This is a genomic window from Chloroflexota bacterium, assembly GCA_018648225.1.
In the GTDB taxonomy this organism is placed as follows: Bacteria; Chloroflexota; Anaerolineae; order Anaerolineales; family UBA11858; genus NIOZ-UU35.
In genome coordinates this window covers 13,160-28,156 of record JABGRQ010000096.1, presented here as the reverse complement: position 1 = coordinate 28,156, position 14,997 = coordinate 13,160, and the positions used below count along the sequence as shown (strand labels likewise).

Annotated in this window: 18 protein-coding genes; all 18 read right to left on the bottom strand. The window is 50.2% G+C overall.

Annotated elements, in window-relative coordinates:
* Positions 1 to 96: 96 nt before the first annotated feature.
* Entirely contained in the window at positions 97 to 759 is a 663-nt protein-coding gene (locus tag HN413_08725) for a hypothetical protein (protein ID MBT3390481.1), read from the bottom strand.
* Between the two features lie 109 nt (positions 760 to 868).
* Positions 869 to 1,474 carry a hypothetical protein gene (locus HN413_08720; GenBank protein MBT3390480.1) on the bottom strand — a complete coding sequence of 202 codons (606 nt, stop codon included), beginning with the start codon at positions 1,472 to 1,474 and terminating at the stop codon, positions 869 to 871.
* Between the two features lie 140 nt (positions 1,475 to 1,614).
* Positions 1,615 to 2,469, bottom strand: a complete 855-nt coding sequence (gene cyoE / locus HN413_08715) for a protoheme IX farnesyltransferase (protein ID MBT3390479.1) — start codon at positions 2,467 to 2,469, stop codon at positions 1,615 to 1,617.
* A gap of 115 nt (positions 2,470 to 2,584) precedes the next feature.
* The gene (locus HN413_08710) at positions 2,585 to 3,481 is read right to left on the bottom strand and encodes an SUMF1/EgtB/PvdO family nonheme iron enzyme (protein ID MBT3390478.1); all 897 of its coding nucleotides are present in this window, start codon (positions 3,479 to 3,481) and stop codon (positions 2,585 to 2,587) included.
* On the bottom strand, positions 3,478 to 4,953 hold the full coding sequence (locus HN413_08705) for a hypothetical protein (GenBank protein ID MBT3390477.1): 1,476 nt from the start codon (positions 4,951 to 4,953) through the stop codon (positions 3,478 to 3,480). Before HN413_08705 ends, HN413_08710 begins: the two co-directional genes overlap by 4 nt.
* A 112-nt stretch (positions 4,954 to 5,065) precedes the next feature.
* On the bottom strand, positions 5,066 to 5,689 hold the full coding sequence (locus tag HN413_08700; protein ID MBT3390476.1) for a hypothetical protein: 624 nt from the start codon (positions 5,687 to 5,689) through the stop codon (positions 5,066 to 5,068).
* 174 nt (positions 5,690 to 5,863) lie between these two features.
* On the bottom strand, positions 5,864 to 6,268 hold the full coding sequence (locus HN413_08695) for a hypothetical protein (protein MBT3390475.1): 405 nt from the start codon (positions 6,266 to 6,268) through the stop codon (positions 5,864 to 5,866).
* Entirely contained in the window at positions 6,265 to 6,828 is a 564-nt protein-coding gene (locus HN413_08690) for an isoprenylcysteine carboxylmethyltransferase family protein (GenBank protein ID MBT3390474.1), read from the bottom strand. The genes HN413_08695 and HN413_08690 overlap by 4 nt, the downstream gene beginning before the upstream one ends.
* Before the next feature lie 2 nt (positions 6,829 to 6,830).
* The gene (locus HN413_08685) at positions 6,831 to 8,048 is read right to left on the bottom strand and encodes a hypothetical protein (protein MBT3390473.1); all 1,218 of its coding nucleotides are present in this window, start codon (positions 8,046 to 8,048) and stop codon (positions 6,831 to 6,833) included.
* A gap of 15 nt (positions 8,049 to 8,063) precedes the next feature.
* Positions 8,064 to 8,327, bottom strand: a complete 264-nt coding sequence (locus tag HN413_08680; protein ID MBT3390472.1) for a hypothetical protein — start codon at positions 8,325 to 8,327, stop codon at positions 8,064 to 8,066.
* A 15-nt stretch (positions 8,328 to 8,342) separates the two neighbouring features.
* Positions 8,343 to 8,777, bottom strand: coding sequence for a winged helix-turn-helix transcriptional regulator (locus tag HN413_08675; protein MBT3390471.1), 435 nt, complete (start codon positions 8,775 to 8,777; stop codon positions 8,343 to 8,345).
* 14 nt (positions 8,778 to 8,791) lie between these two features.
* Positions 8,792 to 9,016: a DUF1858 domain-containing protein gene (locus tag HN413_08670; GenBank protein ID MBT3390470.1), complete on the bottom strand. Its 225-nt coding sequence runs from the start codon at positions 9,014 to 9,016 to the stop codon at positions 8,792 to 8,794.
* A 179-nt stretch (positions 9,017 to 9,195) separates the two neighbouring features.
* Positions 9,196 to 10,893 (bottom strand): reductive dehalogenase, encoded by a 1,698-nt coding sequence (locus HN413_08665; GenBank protein ID MBT3390469.1) that lies wholly within the window; start codon positions 10,891 to 10,893, stop codon positions 9,196 to 9,198.
* 146 nt (positions 10,894 to 11,039) lie between these two features.
* Positions 11,040 to 11,789 carry a hypothetical protein gene (locus HN413_08660; protein MBT3390468.1) on the bottom strand — a complete coding sequence of 250 codons (750 nt, stop codon included), beginning with the start codon at positions 11,787 to 11,789 and terminating at the stop codon, positions 11,040 to 11,042.
* A gap of 236 nt (positions 11,790 to 12,025) precedes the next feature.
* The gene (locus tag HN413_08655; GenBank protein ID MBT3390467.1) at positions 12,026 to 12,751 is read right to left on the bottom strand and encodes a Crp/Fnr family transcriptional regulator; all 726 of its coding nucleotides are present in this window, start codon (positions 12,749 to 12,751) and stop codon (positions 12,026 to 12,028) included.
* Positions 12,752 to 12,758: 7 nt separating this feature from the next.
* Positions 12,759 to 13,601 carry a 4Fe-4S binding protein gene (locus HN413_08650; protein ID MBT3390466.1) on the bottom strand — a complete coding sequence of 281 codons (843 nt, stop codon included), beginning with the start codon at positions 13,599 to 13,601 and terminating at the stop codon, positions 12,759 to 12,761.
* 183 nt (positions 13,602 to 13,784) lie between these two features.
* Positions 13,785 to 14,582: a hypothetical protein gene (locus tag HN413_08645; GenBank protein ID MBT3390465.1), complete on the bottom strand. Its 798-nt coding sequence runs from the start codon at positions 14,580 to 14,582 to the stop codon at positions 13,785 to 13,787.
* A 55-nt stretch (positions 14,583 to 14,637) separates the two neighbouring features.
* Complete coding sequence (locus tag HN413_08640) at positions 14,638 to 14,979, bottom strand: cupin domain-containing protein (GenBank protein ID MBT3390464.1); 342 nt, start codon at positions 14,977 to 14,979, stop codon at positions 14,638 to 14,640.
* Between the last annotated feature and the right edge of the window lie 18 nt (positions 14,980 to 14,997).

Here is a 14,997-nt window from a genome sequence, read left to right as displayed (position 1 = left end):
GGTTTTCATACCCGGATTCTACTCTATATCCACACTTCCGCTGATGAATACACTTTTTTAGAAATTCCGTGACCTTTGCTCTGGATAAAGCAGGGTTTATGTAGATGCGAGCGCAGGATTAGCAATGAGGGCGGGCTTCCAGACTGCACGCGCCAGCAAGCTAATCCCCATTAGCACCAGTGCCCAACCGATGAGCAGCATGGGGGTGTGGAAAGCATCACCATAGTTGATGCCACTCAGGGTGTGCGTGGGCGCCATCCAGAGTTGAATGCTTAGGGCCAGACCGCCCATCACAATCGCCGCAAGTCCGCCGCCGACATCTTTGGCGTTGCCTTTGGCTTTGGTGAAATCCACCTTTGCCCACACGCCGGGAATTTTAAAAATCAGGAAAATGATGAAGGTCAGCACGGTAGTATAGACAACGGCATCCACCGGCATGGATGAGCCGCGCAGCGCCCGTGAGGTTGCCATGTGGATCGCTCCGACAATAATTCCCGCGATGAGGGCGATCATGCTGTAGCGATAGGCGTTTGCCCGGCCTTTGATGAGCAAGATCACAGCGCGGATGCCCATAATGCCGATGGCAAGGGTAACAATCACGTAGAGCACATATAGCCATTTGAACGGTACGATCCCGGCCATAGTGTCATATTTTTCTGCACCCAGAGCCACACAAGTGGTACCCACGCCGCCCAGCACGGTGAAGGCTGCCGTCAGGCTCATGAATAAAATGCCGATGAAGCGTAAGAATTTGCCCATTATATTTTCTCCTCATACTGGATTAGATGGATTGTGAAAGTCTGAGAACAGTATATAACTATAGAGGGACAACCTCATAGATGGGATTGTTACTATTCGAGGGTGATCTTTATCCCAGCGCAAAACCGGCCACAAAAGCGGCAGTCATCAAGAGCAGCAGGCCTGGTAATACCGTGAGAATTAAATCTCGCGAGAGAATCGGTTTACCAGCTTTGAGAAATGAAAGCAGCATCCCGCCGATGCCGATCAGCCCGCCGCCCACACCAACCAGAGCGAAACCTCCGCCGGTAACACCGCGTAACGCCAGTACAATCGGTAAACCAAAGATCAGCAGCCCCGAAATGCCGTGGACGATCATCAGAACGATGACAGCAGCTTTGCCTGGGGTTTTGTAGCGCGAAACGATGATAGCCAGCAGGCCCGCAATCGCGAAGATTAAATAGGGGATTGTAAGCGCAGCGAAATATGTTGTGACCAGCCCCAGCGAAAGACTCAACGGAATCAATGTTGAGACAACGACCACCACTGGGCTGTCAAGAGCTTCGAATCCGAGAATAATCAGCAGTAGTCCGGCGACCAATAAAACCCCAAAGGTAATCGTAAAACTGGTCTGAGCCAGCGTGCTGGCGCCTTCTACGCCGACGATGATCTGATAGGCAGCCAGTAGCCCCGTGACGAGCAATAAAATTCGGTCGAGGATGGAAATCTGTTTCATGAAATTTCTCCAATCTGTTATTGAAGTTTGCAAAAAAGGGTGTGTATGGGGCGCAGCGCCCCATACACACCCTTTTTTGCAAATCTTGATTGCGAAGGCGTGCTCCTGAGCAACCAGTTTCATCCAGGAACAGGTCTACTCTATAATGTTACCAATAACATGGAACCGAGCATATACAAGGATGCATATTTGAACAGGCCAAAATTGACGCGCTCGGACGGGTTGACCATTGTGGCGATGGCGAGAACCAGCAATCCGGCGGAAAGCACCGCCATCAGGCGTAAATAGCCCCAGGCCATGCCGATGCCAAGCCCTGCTCCACCCATGGCCAGCGCAGCCAGTATGCTTGAAATGGCGATTACGCCCCGGGTGAACTGGAATCCGTAGGTGGATGGGAATGTTGGCACACCTGCCTTGCGATAATCAGTATGATAGCGGATGCTGAAAGTCAGGATATGGGTGGGAATCCAGAAGAGAATTGCCAGCATCAGGGCGATGCCGATCCAGTCGATGGTGCCGGTGCCGAGGGCGCGCCCTGCAAGAATAGGCATTCCACCGGAAATGCCACCCCACACAATTGACCAGGCCGTTTTGCGCTTCAGCCAAATCGTGTAAACTACCACATCAAAGAACAAGCCTGCGAAGATAATTAGCCCAAAGAGGGCATCCATAGCGGCGGCAATGCCAACCCCGATGAGCGATAACAAAAGACCAATGAGTAAAGCTTCTTTGGGAGTAAGCAAGCCAGCGGGCAGCGGACGTTTTGCAGTGCGCCCCATTTTGGCATCAATGTCGCGGTCGTACCACATATTCAAGATGGTGCTTCCGCTGATGGAGAGAAATAAACTGATTCCCAACCCGAGCATGGTGGGAATGGTCGTCACCGGGCAGCGCGCGCTCATATAACCGGCCAGGCCAGTAGTGAGCAACAGCGCAGTTTGCAGGCTTTTGATAAGGGGCCAGTACAGGCGGAGTTTGGCTTTCAGTGTATCCATAGTGACTCTATTCAGAATAACGTCAGAGCAGTATATCAAAGAATGATTTATCTTGCAGGTTTTCGGAAAGTAGGGATCGGAGGCAACCCCGATCCCTACTTTCCGGATGTGCTATTTACTGATCTTGAACACAGCGGAACCCGACCCCGGGGCTGGTATACGTGGGGGTAGCGTTATTGCGTACCCACAGGCGCAAGTCCATTTCGTAGGTATCTTTTGAACCGCCGCGCATGAACCGGTAATGCATCTCTTCGTAGACGTTGCCGGTCCACTGCCAGACGTTGCCGGCCATATCGTACAAGCCGTAGGGTGAGGCCGAGTCGAGGGTCTGGTAATCGCCATATTTCTGGCCGTTGTAGAAGCCCACCGGGGAGGTACGCGAGCCGTAACTACCCATATTTTCAAAGGGGTCGCGGCTGGCGTAGAAGTTGGCGTTTTCGCGCGCTATTTCTTCGCCCCAGGGGAAGGGACGCTCATCTTCGCCGCGGCCGGCTTTCTCCCATTCCATTTCAGTGGGCAGGCGGGTTTCGTAGTAGCCGCAGTAACCCCAGGCTCCAAACCACGAGACCATTGTCATGGGGTGATTCGCATAATCAGGTTGGGCGCTGAAGGTGGAACCATCAAATTCAACCCGTTGGGAAGGGTCATTCAGCGGGATGAAGATCCAATCTCCCTCTTTGATTTCTTCCTCGTGTTCGGCACCGCGAAATACATCGCCTGGGTAAAAGCCAACGATCTCATCGTCTACAAGTTTGACGGAGCCATCTGCCAGAGCTGCGTTGAGATATTCGGCGTATTGGCTGACGGTCACGTTGGTGACCATGATCTCATAGGCCCCGGTGGTTTCTATATCTTCGTGCTGACCAAAATGGAATTCCCCCTCTGGTATTTGTACCCAGGCATTGGGGTCCACGCCCGTCTCATAGGTGGGCAATGGGGCATTCAAATCTACGGGGGTGCAGGAAGCCAATAAAACGGCAACCAACCCTAAAGTCAGGATGGCGTTTCTCATTTCATCACCTCCTGTGAGAGTTCGTGGTCTATTTCTTCAGTCCATCTTCCTTTTGATTTGAATAAATCGATCAGTCGCCAGCCCAACACAATTGCCAGCAATAACAACAACATTGCCAGACCAAAATCCATAATATACATCAACACGTTGACCAGCGGCTGCTGGACTGCTTCGGTGATAAAGAGCCGTTTCATTTCGAAGATGGTCACGGCGGCGAAGGCGATGTCGGAGAGGACAATCAGGCCCCAGCCGTACCATTGGCGGACTTTGCCTTTCAGGCCGATCATATCGCCGTAATACATCAGGATAATGGTGGCGATGATAGCCGAGAGTACGTGCCAGTGGCCGGTGAGTTCGATGCGTTCTTCGCGGGCGGGCCAAACCCGGAAAATTTCATCCAGGCGGATGGCCATGAAGATGCCGATGAAGCTGGTAGTGAAGTTCATGAAGAGCATTTGCCAGGTGGGGCCGAATTTTAGCGGATCACGCATCATGGCCGAAAATTTCTGTCCGAAGGTGGGTTTTTCCAAATGCGCCGTTCCATCGCGACCGAGTTTCCCCCAACTCCATATCAATAGGAATAGGGCGGCCAGCATTGAGGGGGTCGCGCCGACATAGATGACCATATGGGCGGCAGGCTGCAGCGGGGTAACTACGCCCCACACTCCCAGGTTGAGTACGATAGTACCCAAGATCATCAACGGCATGGCGATCTTGTGCCAGATGCCCTTGAAATTCAGCCAGCGCCCGATGATGAGCGTAAGCATGATGGCGATCAGCGCCAGCATAATATGCAAGTGGCCAATGACCGAATATTCCAGGGTGGTCTTGTGGGGCAGGCGGATGATATTTTCGGCTAGGAAAGTTTCAAACCCATTCCCAAAGAAAGAACCAGGGATTGCGCCAAATAGGGCCGAGAGCACCGTCGTGAGGGCGGTGGCAAAGAAGGCCATGCGCTCCAGGCTGAGTCCCTTTTTGGTGCGGGAATACCCTTTGTCGGCGGTGTAATATTCCTTATTCCAGGGCCATAGGGCGATCACCAGTAGCACTCCGGCGAAGAAGATCAGCGATAAACCGAAAATATATAACCCATGGAAGGCCCAGTTATGGCCGAAATAGGCGAAACTCAGGCCGAAAACCATCGCCAGGATATACCCCACAGTGATGAGTACGCGCACAGCCATTTTGTAGAATTTTTTCATCTCCAACAGGCTGGTGACCATGTAGGTTTCGATGGCGATGATGGCCATAGCAATCGAGTGGTACAGGATGATGATACGCCCTTCCCGCTCGGCCTGCAGCATATCCATACCCAGGGTATGGACCACCACATCGCGCACGCCCAACTCAGCCATCGGGCCAGAGAGCATGCCCCACACCGCGGTGACGATGGCAATCATGGCAATCGCTACCAAAATCAGGCCTTTGGTGGAGCCGAAGAGATAATTAAAACGTTTGGACAGAAATTGCATACGATGATACTCCTTGCTGCAACAAACAACCTGCTCTGTATTGATTTCTTATAGAAGATAACACAGAGCAGGTTGAGAGTCTTTATTAAAAGTCAAATGAGAATAGTAAGTTTTATCCTGCTTTGATATCTCTCACGAAGCCAAAGGTGTAGGCCAGCGTCATGAGGAGCAGCAGGGGAGCCAGGATCATGAGAATGAATTCGCCGGTGAAGATACCAAAGAGGGGCTTGCCCGCTTTGTAAAAGGCCAATGCCATCCCGCCAATGCCGATCAGCATCCCGCCAATGCCCACCATGCCAAAGCCTTTAGGGGCATTCTTTTTTACACAGCGATAAAGCGGCAGCAAGAAAATAATCAGGCCCGCCACACCGTGGAATACCGGCACAGCAATGCTCTTCAGCCCCATGCCGCCGATACTGGTCACGGCAATTGCCAGGAAACCGATCAGCGCAAACCACGAGTAGGCTTTCTTATATTCTGGCAAGAACTGATTCATAAGTCCCATCGAAATATTCAGGGGGATCAGGGATGCAACGGTGAGCACCAGGGGCGAAGCTAAAAGCCCCCAGCCGCCAAAGATTAGCAGCACGCCAGAGACGAATAGGACCGCAAAGCCCGTCATATAATACATATCATGCAGGGCTTTGTTTTTGCTGTAGCGGCCCCAAAACCGCCAGATCAGGTACACAGCCGAAAGGCCGGTGAGAAGAAGAAGAACTCGGTCGAGCATGGTCATGGTGGGACTCCTTAGGAATATAGATTGATAGATAGCAGCAGAGACATTTTCGCCTCTGCACTAATTTTTCCATATTCTATAACCCCCGTCTGTGATTTTAGTCACATTTGAATTGAAATCTTCGCTGGTTGGCAGGAAAGTATGGGGATTGTTTCTCTCATAGTGGTTTTGCTGTCAATTCTGGTTAGCCGTTCCGCCCACCTGATTCTGCTTTGCTTTTCGTTTCTCAATTATCAGTAGCCAGACGATGATAATCCAAACCACTATTCTGACTGTCATGGCGACGATGCTGTCAGGAGCGACGACGCCTCGATAGGCAATCTGCAAGATGAACATCACCACAGTATGACTGGCGAGTGTAGCGATGGCTGCGGGTAAGGCGATTTTTCGGCCTTGCCAGATGAGGATGGATGTAAAACCAACGGATACCAGCCCGAGGATGAAATTGTAAATCGGGAGCCAATCAATTACATAGTAATCCATAGCCTTGCCGAGTAGAACCTGTCCGCCCGCAAAGATCGCCATCGCGCCGATGATAAATGCCAATACGGCAGCCGTTTTGGTACGTTTGGAATTCATTTTGTATTTCTCCTTATAAGGTGAAGCCCCGGGATAATAAACGGTGTTGTTGCTTTATAGGCCAAATAATCATCGCCAAATCTTTTTCCCAGTTCCCGCTCTTCGATGAGCCTGGTATACAACATGATGATACTTGCGTAGATAAAAACCATTATCAATGAACTGATTGAGCCGATCAAGATGCTGATACCCGAAAAGAAGTTGATCAGGCCAAAATAGAGCGGGTTACGGCAATACGAATATGGTTTTTCCACGACAAGTTTTTGTGTGGCCTTCAGGGGCATGGGCGTCCCTTTGCCGATTTCTCTTTGGGCTTTGGTGGACGTTATGACGAAAAATAAACCGAGTACGATTAAGGCTCCCGCGGGTATGATCCGGATGGAAAAACGAAATAACGTTGGTAAGCGCAGCCATGGATCAAAGACAACTTTCGGCAAGAAAAAAAGCAGCGCAGGAAAAAAGAAAAAGAAAACGAAAATTGGGAGTACTTTCGCCAGAAAATCTTTCTCTGGCGAAAGTGGTTGTTTCGATATTTCTACAATATCATCAATAAGTTTCATTGCTATGATCCGGAGTGAACAAGCGCCGCTTCTGCCTTCGCCATTCCGGTTGTTATCTTGCTCCACAAATCCATTGCAACCGGGATAAAAGAGACAACCCACAGCATATAGGCGCTGCCATGCAATAGGCCGCGCACGGGCTGAATGAGGATGCTGGCCCACAAGAGAATTGCTCCCAGGTTTACCAGCCAAAAACTAAGCCAGGTGCCGCCTAATTCGGCACTTTCTTCATTGACGAAAAAGCGCTGGAAGAAATAAGGCACGATAGCATAGCCAAATTGCAGCAACCAGCCATAAATCAGCGCCTGGGGGGTTGTCGCTTCCAGTAATTTGGCTGGTAGGAGGCTTTCAATGCCAAAAATGACAAATGGAGCCATCGACAAGGGGGCAAACAGCCAGAGGTAGGAGACCAGCATTTGGGCCATCCCTGCCGTCCAGGCAGGTTTGTCGCCGCGTAATGGTTTTATGGCAATCACAAGCAGCCAGATATTGGCCGATGTGTGTAAAAGCGCGCCCACTGCGGCCAGAGTCATGCTGGCAAACCACGGGCTGAGGATGAGCGCCAACGCGCCCGCCGTCATCATCCAGAAAATTGGGGTAATGGCTTTGGGGTTAGACAATCTCCGTTTGGCCCATTTCGGGTACAAGTCAACGAAAAATCCCACAAAAACCAGCGACATAAACCCCCAGTTATTGGCATGAATATGCACTTCCCCCGCATCGCCCACAATGCCCAGCGGCCCCGTCCAGTTGGTGAATAACCCTGTTCCCACGAGGATACCTATCAAAAAATAGGCCAGACCGGCAATGTAAAATTTGCGACCATCTGTGATCGTGATTGCTTTTTTGGATTGAGTACGAATGCCGGACATTTGGATTATCAGTAGTGTCGTAGCGATGAAGACCAATGTGCCGCCAGTAATAATCGGAACACTGCTTAACAAGGGAATGCCGATCAGCAGTAGGGCAATCCCTGCATTTAGCGATAGCCAAATATCCCAGCGCATTTTAGGACGTGGCAGGTTATGATATTTTGCTGACAAGGCTGGCATGGCCCCAAAAACAAGTTGGGTGAGTATGCCCAGTGTGATGAAATGGACGCGTAGCCATACCATGCCATTAAACCAGGGCAATATTTGCCAACTCGCGAAGGATGCCGCCAATGCCGCCATGATGGCAACGATAAAATATAAAAATGACATTATTAGATATGCGATCATAAAGCTAATTTCCTGTTATTTGTGCGTATTGTCTGCTGGCTGGACTTGCTTGCGTTTGTTGCGAGCCCATTTTGCCAGATAGGGAATCAGGTAAAGATAGGCCCCGCTAATCGCAAGCAGTAACATCAAGATGGACTGAGCTTGCTCAAGCTGTGGGGGCAAATGTACGGCACCATCACCAGAAAATTTCGCAATCACAGCGAGTGGAATGAGAATTAGCGTCGGCAACGCAATCCAGCGATGGAATACGCGCGTCCATTTGTTAAAAAACTTTTTCATAATAGGTCTCCTGGGTTATTTGGTTTCAGCGATATTGAGCGCCCGTTCAAGCAGATCGAGCAATAATTGTCTTTCTTCAGGGGGCAGGCCAGTGAGCAATTGCTCAAATTTTCTGCGGTGGAAAGCATGCGACTGCTGATGGACTTCCTGGCCTTTGGGGGTCAGAAATATCTGGACAGCGCGCCCATCTTCGGGGTGAGGCTGGCGCGTCAGCATACTTCTTTTTTCAAGTTGACGCACGCTTATACTCACCGTGGGGGTTGCGAGTTTCAGCCCTTCGGCCATCTCCTGAATGCCACAGCCCGGGCATTTAGCTGCATATTCGATCAATGGCAAGTGAGAAGGGGAAACGCGCCCATCTTCTGGATGAGAGTCGTTCGCCCCCAGGCGACGCAGCCGGCTTGCCAGTTTGAGGAACCTTTTTGCTGCTTCTTCAAGATTGTTGTCCATGCTTGCCTCTCGGATTAGTTTTGATTGTTGTTTTGTACTGCTTTCTCCAAAATATTCAAAAATTCGTTTAAGGGTACGCGGTGAATGCGGGCGGCAGTTTTTACAGTAAGTGCCTTCGCCAGGAAAGCGCGCAGCGAATAGCGCCCAACGCGCTGTACGCCGAATACTTCCATAACATCAGCAATATCGCCATATTCTTTGAGAATATCGGATACTCGCGTATCTTCTGTAATTTTCATAGTGATTTCCTTTGGATTACCTATAATATATTTAGTTTGTCAAACTAAATATAACGCATTGTAGATCATGTGTCAAGGCGCGTTGATGGTTCTTACGGGGTGCAAAACACAAAAAGGCACAATAGAATGCCTATCTACTGTGCCTGAGCCAATTTTTCTATGACTTTGTTACGATGAAATTAATCTTTGGTATGGATGAAAGTATCCGTTCCCCAAAAAGTTGCAGGCAAAGATTTTTCTCCACTGCCTGCTGAATAATTCAAATTGAGCAATAATTTGTCGAGAGCTTGATTTTTAGCCCCAATCAGGATGCGCGTGGCGTCGTGAAGCCAGCTTTCGGGCTTGTTGAATGGACATATCTGGATGCAGGTGCTGCAAATTGCGGAATCCGATGGTGACGCGCCAAGACATTTTTCTGCATCGACAGGCCATTTTTCTACTCCCGGGTTGTTGCAGATATTGAGGGGTTCTTGCGTTTGGGATGCGGCTGAGATAGCTTCACCCGGACAGAGGGTGACACACTGATTGCAAATTGAGCAAAATTCAGCCACGCCAAAGTGAATGGGCTGATCGACGATCAATGGCAGGTCGGTGATAATTTTGGCAATTTGCACGCGCGGCCCGTATCTGGGTGTAATCAGCAGTCCATTACGACCCAATTCACCCAGGCCAGCATCGATGGCCATCGGAATGCTCAAGCCAGTCATATCTCCACAGGGAATGGCGTTAAACCCCAGAACTCGAATGAACTCTGCCAGGCTGCTGGCGGTGGATGCAATACGCGAATAACCATTGCCAAAACTGGCAGCGCTGATAGCTGTCGGAGCAGAGGCAATTGCATCTTCGTCGATTTCGAAGGCTAATATGATGACCCATTTCATGCTTTGGGGAATCGCCAATGTTTTACCATCTTCTAAATAGCGCGGACATGCAAAGGCTTCGGGGTCAATATCGCCAGTTCCGTAGGGCAGTTCGAGTTTTTGCGCAATTACCTCCATGACGATTTCGGGCATGATACCCATCATCATTGGCAGCATTTGTGCGACTTGCGAAGCAGGCAGTGTGCCGACCAAAAACGGGCTGGGCGCGCCGGGCGGCAAAGTATCAGGATCAATTTCTTCCAACGTAGTAATGATAAAATCTTTCAGATCATCATCTTCCATGGCTTCCAACGCTGCCAGGATATTTTGTTTGCACACTTCGGGATCTGGAATCTCGATATAATCTGCTGAAACAAAAATAATTTCCCCTTGATCTTCAGGCGAATCGACATCAAATGACCGGCTGTAAATCCAGCGCTCGTCTAGTTCGGCGATGCCAACCATTGAGGCTCCATAGAATTTGGCGGCTTTTTTGATTCTTTGAGTAATATCCTGTTCGGTGAGATGGTCGCGGTTCCAGGTAAGGTTGTACAACTCCGGGCTAATAGGGCTGGAATAACGCGACTCTAGTTGTAGCAGCCCTTTGTGCAAACCGTGCATCCCCGCCCGGGTGCTAAAGGCGTTGGCTGTGATCCAGCTTGCTCCGAGCAGAGCAAATTCTTCTTGTTGGAAACCCGCCTGGTTAGCGTTGACCTTCTCTACATCCGAATCTTGCTGCGCAGCAATTTTCTGCTGAAATTCTATATCCCAGGCCGTGCGTCCCAGGGCGGTGTTTTTGGCATCAAAACGCTGATAAATTTCATCGTTCACCTGATAGTGAGGTAGTCCTTCAGCCCTTTGGCGAATTAAAAAACCGCCAGATTCTGTATGGAATTCTGGATGGGTGCGGACTCTTGATTCGCCGCTGTTCTTTAAGAGTGGCAGCGTAATTGCAGAGATGCCACCCAATTTTAAAAAGTCTCGCCGACTCAAATTATTCTTTTCGGTTTTTGGCATATTTGACGCTCCCGGCATAGCTCAATGTGGTTGGGGGTTGTGTAGTATCGGTTAAGCAACGAGCTTCTTGAAGGTGTGATTTTGTGATTCACAGTGCAGCAAGAAGCTCGTAACAACGATATGGGATACTATGTGGTTTTCGAGGCTTACTCAAGCACTTTTACTGTGAAGAAGCCTTCCAGCGTGTCGGCATTTTCGAGCACGAAGATAGCCCGATCATTCCAGTATTGGACATAATCTGCCGCTTCTTCTTCCGTTGCTTGTCCGAGGGCCATTTTCTTGCCCATTTCGACGCGCTCCTCGCTGGCTGGTGGTTGCACCATCATCAGGTTGAAGTTGACGCTGACGCGCTGGCCGGTGTCGGCACGTTCGAAAATCCATTCCAGCATGGGCGGCGCGGTGCCAACGGGTTCGGCAGTGTAAATCATTTTGTTTTGGCGCACAAAGACATCGTTAACTTTGCCAAACTCGGCCCCAATAAAGCCGGTTTTTGGTGATGCACCAGTGATGTAGGTGATGGCTTCACCAAAAACGCCGATATACCATTCATCTTCTGCCCCGGGAGCTTCTACTAAAATCTGGCCGCGCACGGGAATTTCTCCATCCGGATACAGAGCTTCCAGCGCTTTGCGGGTTATCGTCCATGCGCCGGTGATTGCGCCGCACGAGTGTCCCGAGAGTTTCACCGCTTCTTCATAGGTGTAGGGGATCGCGCCATCGGCCTGACCAAACATTTCCAAATATGGGTCTCTCATCATAATGGGCGGCACTTGTGTAATATAATCTTGCGTCCAAATAGGCTCCGGTTCTGCATCGGCGGCGATGGTTGGGGTGAAAGTCGTTACGGCCAGAACTGCGGTGAATATAACTGCAAGCACAAAAAGTATTTTTTTCATTTTCTTTCTCCTCGGTGAATAAATTTGAACTTCTCCCCTTAGGTTATCTGTGATTACCAGAACTGTCATTGACTTAAGTTTATTTTTTCACAATCCAATACTTCTGGGCACGCGAGTTGGCGGTGTTCAATTTGGTTTCTTTGTCCGACCCGAGTGTTGCAATGAAAAAATCAGGATATGCGGAGTATTTGGCACTCCGCATATCCTGATTAAAATTTGTTTTCCGGGTTGAGTGTTTACTCGCTGGAAGAAGCCCGGCGTTCTAATTCTGCACGATCCAAAATGTGGATTTGATTTTTTTCCAGTTCGATAAGATTGCTTTCTACCAGCCCGCGGAAAGCGCGATTGATCACAACCGGCACAGTGCCGATTCTTGCGGCTATCGCGGCTTGGGTAGCCCAACTCTTGCGGCTAATTATATCTTTCCCGGCAGCTTGTTCGAGCAAAAAACGCGCCAGGCGGCTCTCTACTGGGTGCAGCGATAACTCGGTCACTAAATTCATGGCATATAAAACGCGGCTTGCCAGGTTTTCAATAATCGATTTTGCCAATGTCGGGCAGCGGTCTACCAGATTGAGCAGAATCTCTCGCTGAACGATAACCACCGAAGCATTTTCTAGCGCTTCTACCATGACTACATTAACCCCGCCCGTCAGCACGCCCACTTCGTTAAAAGCATCGCCTGGGCCAACAAAACGAATCACTTGCTCGCGGCCGCTGCCCGATGTTTTTACGGCCCGTAGCCACCCTTTTTCAACCACATATAAACCTATACATGGCTCCCCTTCCATAAAAACAATTTGCCCGGTACGAAAAACTTGCCGAAAACTCGCTGTAATCACGCAGCGCATCGCTGCGTAATCCAGGCCCGAAAAATAGGGCACTTGCGACAAAATGTGAATGAGTTTTTTATCGTGAGTGTTTGCCCTATTGTGGGTATGCGAGGTTGAATAGGCGGTCATTTTGTCATCATCCGAGATGCAATTCAATTGCATCGGGCCGCGCACAGGTTTCGATACATTCCAGGCAGCGGATGCACTCCGCAGAGCGTAAATTTTCGGGGATGGCGGGAATATCGACGGGACATTCAGCTTCGCAGCGCCCGCAGTTGTTGCAACCCCCGGAGTTGGTCGCTATGTGGATGGGGGATATTTTATTGAAGATCGCCAGCGCGGCCCCCAAGGGGCAGAGATATTTGCACGAGAAGCGCTTCACCAGCATCGAGGTCAGGATGAAAACCGCAAGCACTGCCCCCAATAAAGGCGTACTCCACTTAAAACTGAAAATCGCCAGCGCGGGGCAAATACTATGCAAAGGTGGATAGACCGCCATCGTGCTGGCAATCAAGATCGCCGCCAAAATCAGATACTTCAAGTAGCGCAGCCATTGATCGAGCTTAGGTGGCACCTGCAAAGGGAAACGCGCCTGGCTCTGCTTGCCACGGCGGCGATTTGTCTCACCGCTCAAACGGCGCGCCCATCCCGCGAACATATCTTGCAGCGTGCCCAGCGGGCAAACCCAGCCGCAAAATGCGCGCCCAGCCACCAACGACAGGCCGAGCACAGCAATCAGGAACGTGAAATTCATCAGGCTGGTGGTTTTGAGTGTGTGGCCTGTGGCGATATACCCCCACAACGTTTCGATCCCCCCAAAGGGACAAAACGCATCAAAAGCGCCGCCGCGTGAGCCTTCGCCCGGCAAAATATGGCGCAGGCCGAGCAAAAAGGTAATTGCCACAAAAATCGCCTGCATCCAACGGCGCACTTTGGAAAGGTCGTTCTGCTTTGTTTTTGTCGTTTCAGAAGTGGTCATGGTTTAGTGAGCGGGCGTGAATCCCAGTGCAATACCCAAAATGGCAAACACCACCAGCGCGGCAATGATGATAAAGGGGAAATGTTCAGGGTTAATTTTCATAGAAGATTAAACAGTCACGACGAAACCGGGAATACAGGAAATTTTCTTCCTGTATTCCCGGTTTCCTGATAAAAAGGTTTTTTAAGATTGCTGGAATTCAGCCAGCATTTTCTTTGTGCCCGGCAGTAGCATATAAACGAGCAAACCTGTGCTGACCACCGGAGCGACCAGAAACATAGAGAAACGCCCTTTAATCATCACATCGGTGATACCAACCGGGTAGCCACCAAACATCGACATAGCTGCGGCGAAAACGCCCACGGGCAGCGCCCACGCCTTGCCTTTGATGAGCGTAAAGATAAACACCGCCCAAACCGCCGCCCCCCACCAATTGACCATCTGCGACATGCCGTACATGGCGTTGGTGAAGCCTTTAGCCTCGGTTTGAAAGCGCGAAATCGCCCCAACCCCGTCAATGTAGGTCAGCACGTACGCCAATCCGCTGACGAAAGCAAAGGCCATAATTTTAAAAGGCACACCGCCTACGAAGAGCATCCCGAACCACAGGATGAAGGCAATCAGAAAAACCCAGATTGTGGGAGCGGGCAGCCCGATGCTCGAGGGGGGAATCATGGGGAAAAATCCCACCAGAAGTTGTACGGTTGCTGCCACAGTGCCCCAGAACCAGGCCCAATCGGTTTTGTTGATGAAACCATACAGAACAGCTACCCAAAGCGCCCCGGCTGAAACCCCCAGCCAACTTAACGTAGAAAAGGCAATTTGCACAGTGATCGCTTCATCCGGGCGGCCATCGGCAATCTTGCCATCCACGTTTATATTAAAGATACTTGCCATCAAAAATAAAATCAGCAAGCCGGTCAGCATACCGATGATCGCAAGCACAATCCCCAGTTTGTAATTGTTCTTTAGTGCGTTCATATGTCGTCCTTTTACCTCGGACAGGCTTTAAACACCTGTCCGAGGTTTAGTAAATTCAGCTTACAAGGTGTGTTGGTTTTTTCGGGCGTGGCGCCTTGGCATTTAGCACGCGGAAGACAGACTCGCTATCGTTTATCAGCCGGTGAGGGACTTCTGGGTGGATCACAACAAACATATCGGCTTCAATCGCCACTTGTTCGTCTCCGGCTTCAACAATGCCCTTGCCTTCCAATGCATACAGGTACACTGTGCTATAGGTCACATGCAATTTCAATTCTTCACCGGCTTGAAGCAGCAGATGTTCAAATTGTGCCTGATCGCTGATGTGCAGCGCACGCACGCTGATCTTGTGCGGGTTGGGAATTTCTTCCAGGTCAAAGGTTTTTAGAACTTCCATGATTGGCTTCTTTTGCTT

Bases quoted from the DNA above. Each gene is read 5' to 3' on its own strand.
- HN413_08725 (MBT3390481.1), bottom strand. From the start codon at position 759: ATGGGCAAATTCTTACGCTTCATCGGCATTTTATTCATGAGCCTGACG.
- HN413_08720 (MBT3390480.1), bottom strand. From the start codon at position 1,474: ATGAAACAGATTTCCATCCTCGACCGAATTTTATTGCTCGTCACGGGG.
- cyoE (MBT3390479.1), bottom strand. From the start codon at position 2,469: ATGGATACACTGAAAGCCAAACTCCGCCTGTACTGGCCCCTTATCAAA.
- HN413_08710 (MBT3390478.1), bottom strand. From the start codon at position 3,481: ATGAGAAACGCCATCCTGACTTTAGGGTTGGTTGCCGTTTTATTGGCT.
- HN413_08705 (MBT3390477.1), bottom strand. From the start codon at position 4,953: ATGCAATTTCTGTCCAAACGTTTTAATTATCTCTTCGGCTCCACCAAA.
- HN413_08700 (MBT3390476.1), bottom strand. From the start codon at position 5,689: ATGACCATGCTCGACCGAGTTCTTCTTCTTCTCACCGGCCTTTCGGCT.
- HN413_08695 (MBT3390475.1), bottom strand. From the start codon at position 6,268: ATGAATTCCAAACGTACCAAAACGGCTGCCGTATTGGCATTTATCATC.
- HN413_08690 (MBT3390474.1), bottom strand. From the start codon at position 6,828: ATGAAACTTATTGATGATATTGTAGAAATATCGAAACAACCACTTTCG.
- HN413_08685 (MBT3390473.1), bottom strand. From the start codon at position 8,048: ATGATCGCATATCTAATAATGTCATTTTTATATTTTATCGTTGCCATC.
- HN413_08680 (MBT3390472.1), bottom strand. From the start codon at position 8,327: ATGAAAAAGTTTTTTAACAAATGGACGCGCGTATTCCATCGCTGGATT.
- HN413_08675 (MBT3390471.1), bottom strand. From the start codon at position 8,777: ATGGACAACAATCTTGAAGAAGCAGCAAAAAGGTTCCTCAAACTGGCA.
- HN413_08670 (MBT3390470.1), bottom strand. From the start codon at position 9,016: ATGAAAATTACAGAAGATACGCGAGTATCCGATATTCTCAAAGAATAT.
- HN413_08665 (MBT3390469.1), bottom strand. From the start codon at position 10,893: ATGCCAAAAACCGAAAAGAATAATTTGAGTCGGCGAGACTTTTTAAAA.
- HN413_08660 (MBT3390468.1), bottom strand. From the start codon at position 11,789: ATGAAAAAAATACTTTTTGTGCTTGCAGTTATATTCACCGCAGTTCTG.
- HN413_08655 (MBT3390467.1), bottom strand. From the start codon at position 12,751: ATGACCGCCTATTCAACCTCGCATACCCACAATAGGGCAAACACTCAC.
- HN413_08650 (MBT3390466.1), bottom strand. From the start codon at position 13,601: ATGACCACTTCTGAAACGACAAAAACAAAGCAGAACGACCTTTCCAAA.
- HN413_08645 (MBT3390465.1), bottom strand. From the start codon at position 14,582: ATGAACGCACTAAAGAACAATTACAAACTGGGGATTGTGCTTGCGATC.
- HN413_08640 (MBT3390464.1), bottom strand. From the start codon at position 14,979: ATGGAAGTTCTAAAAACCTTTGACCTGGAAGAAATTCCCAACCCGCAC.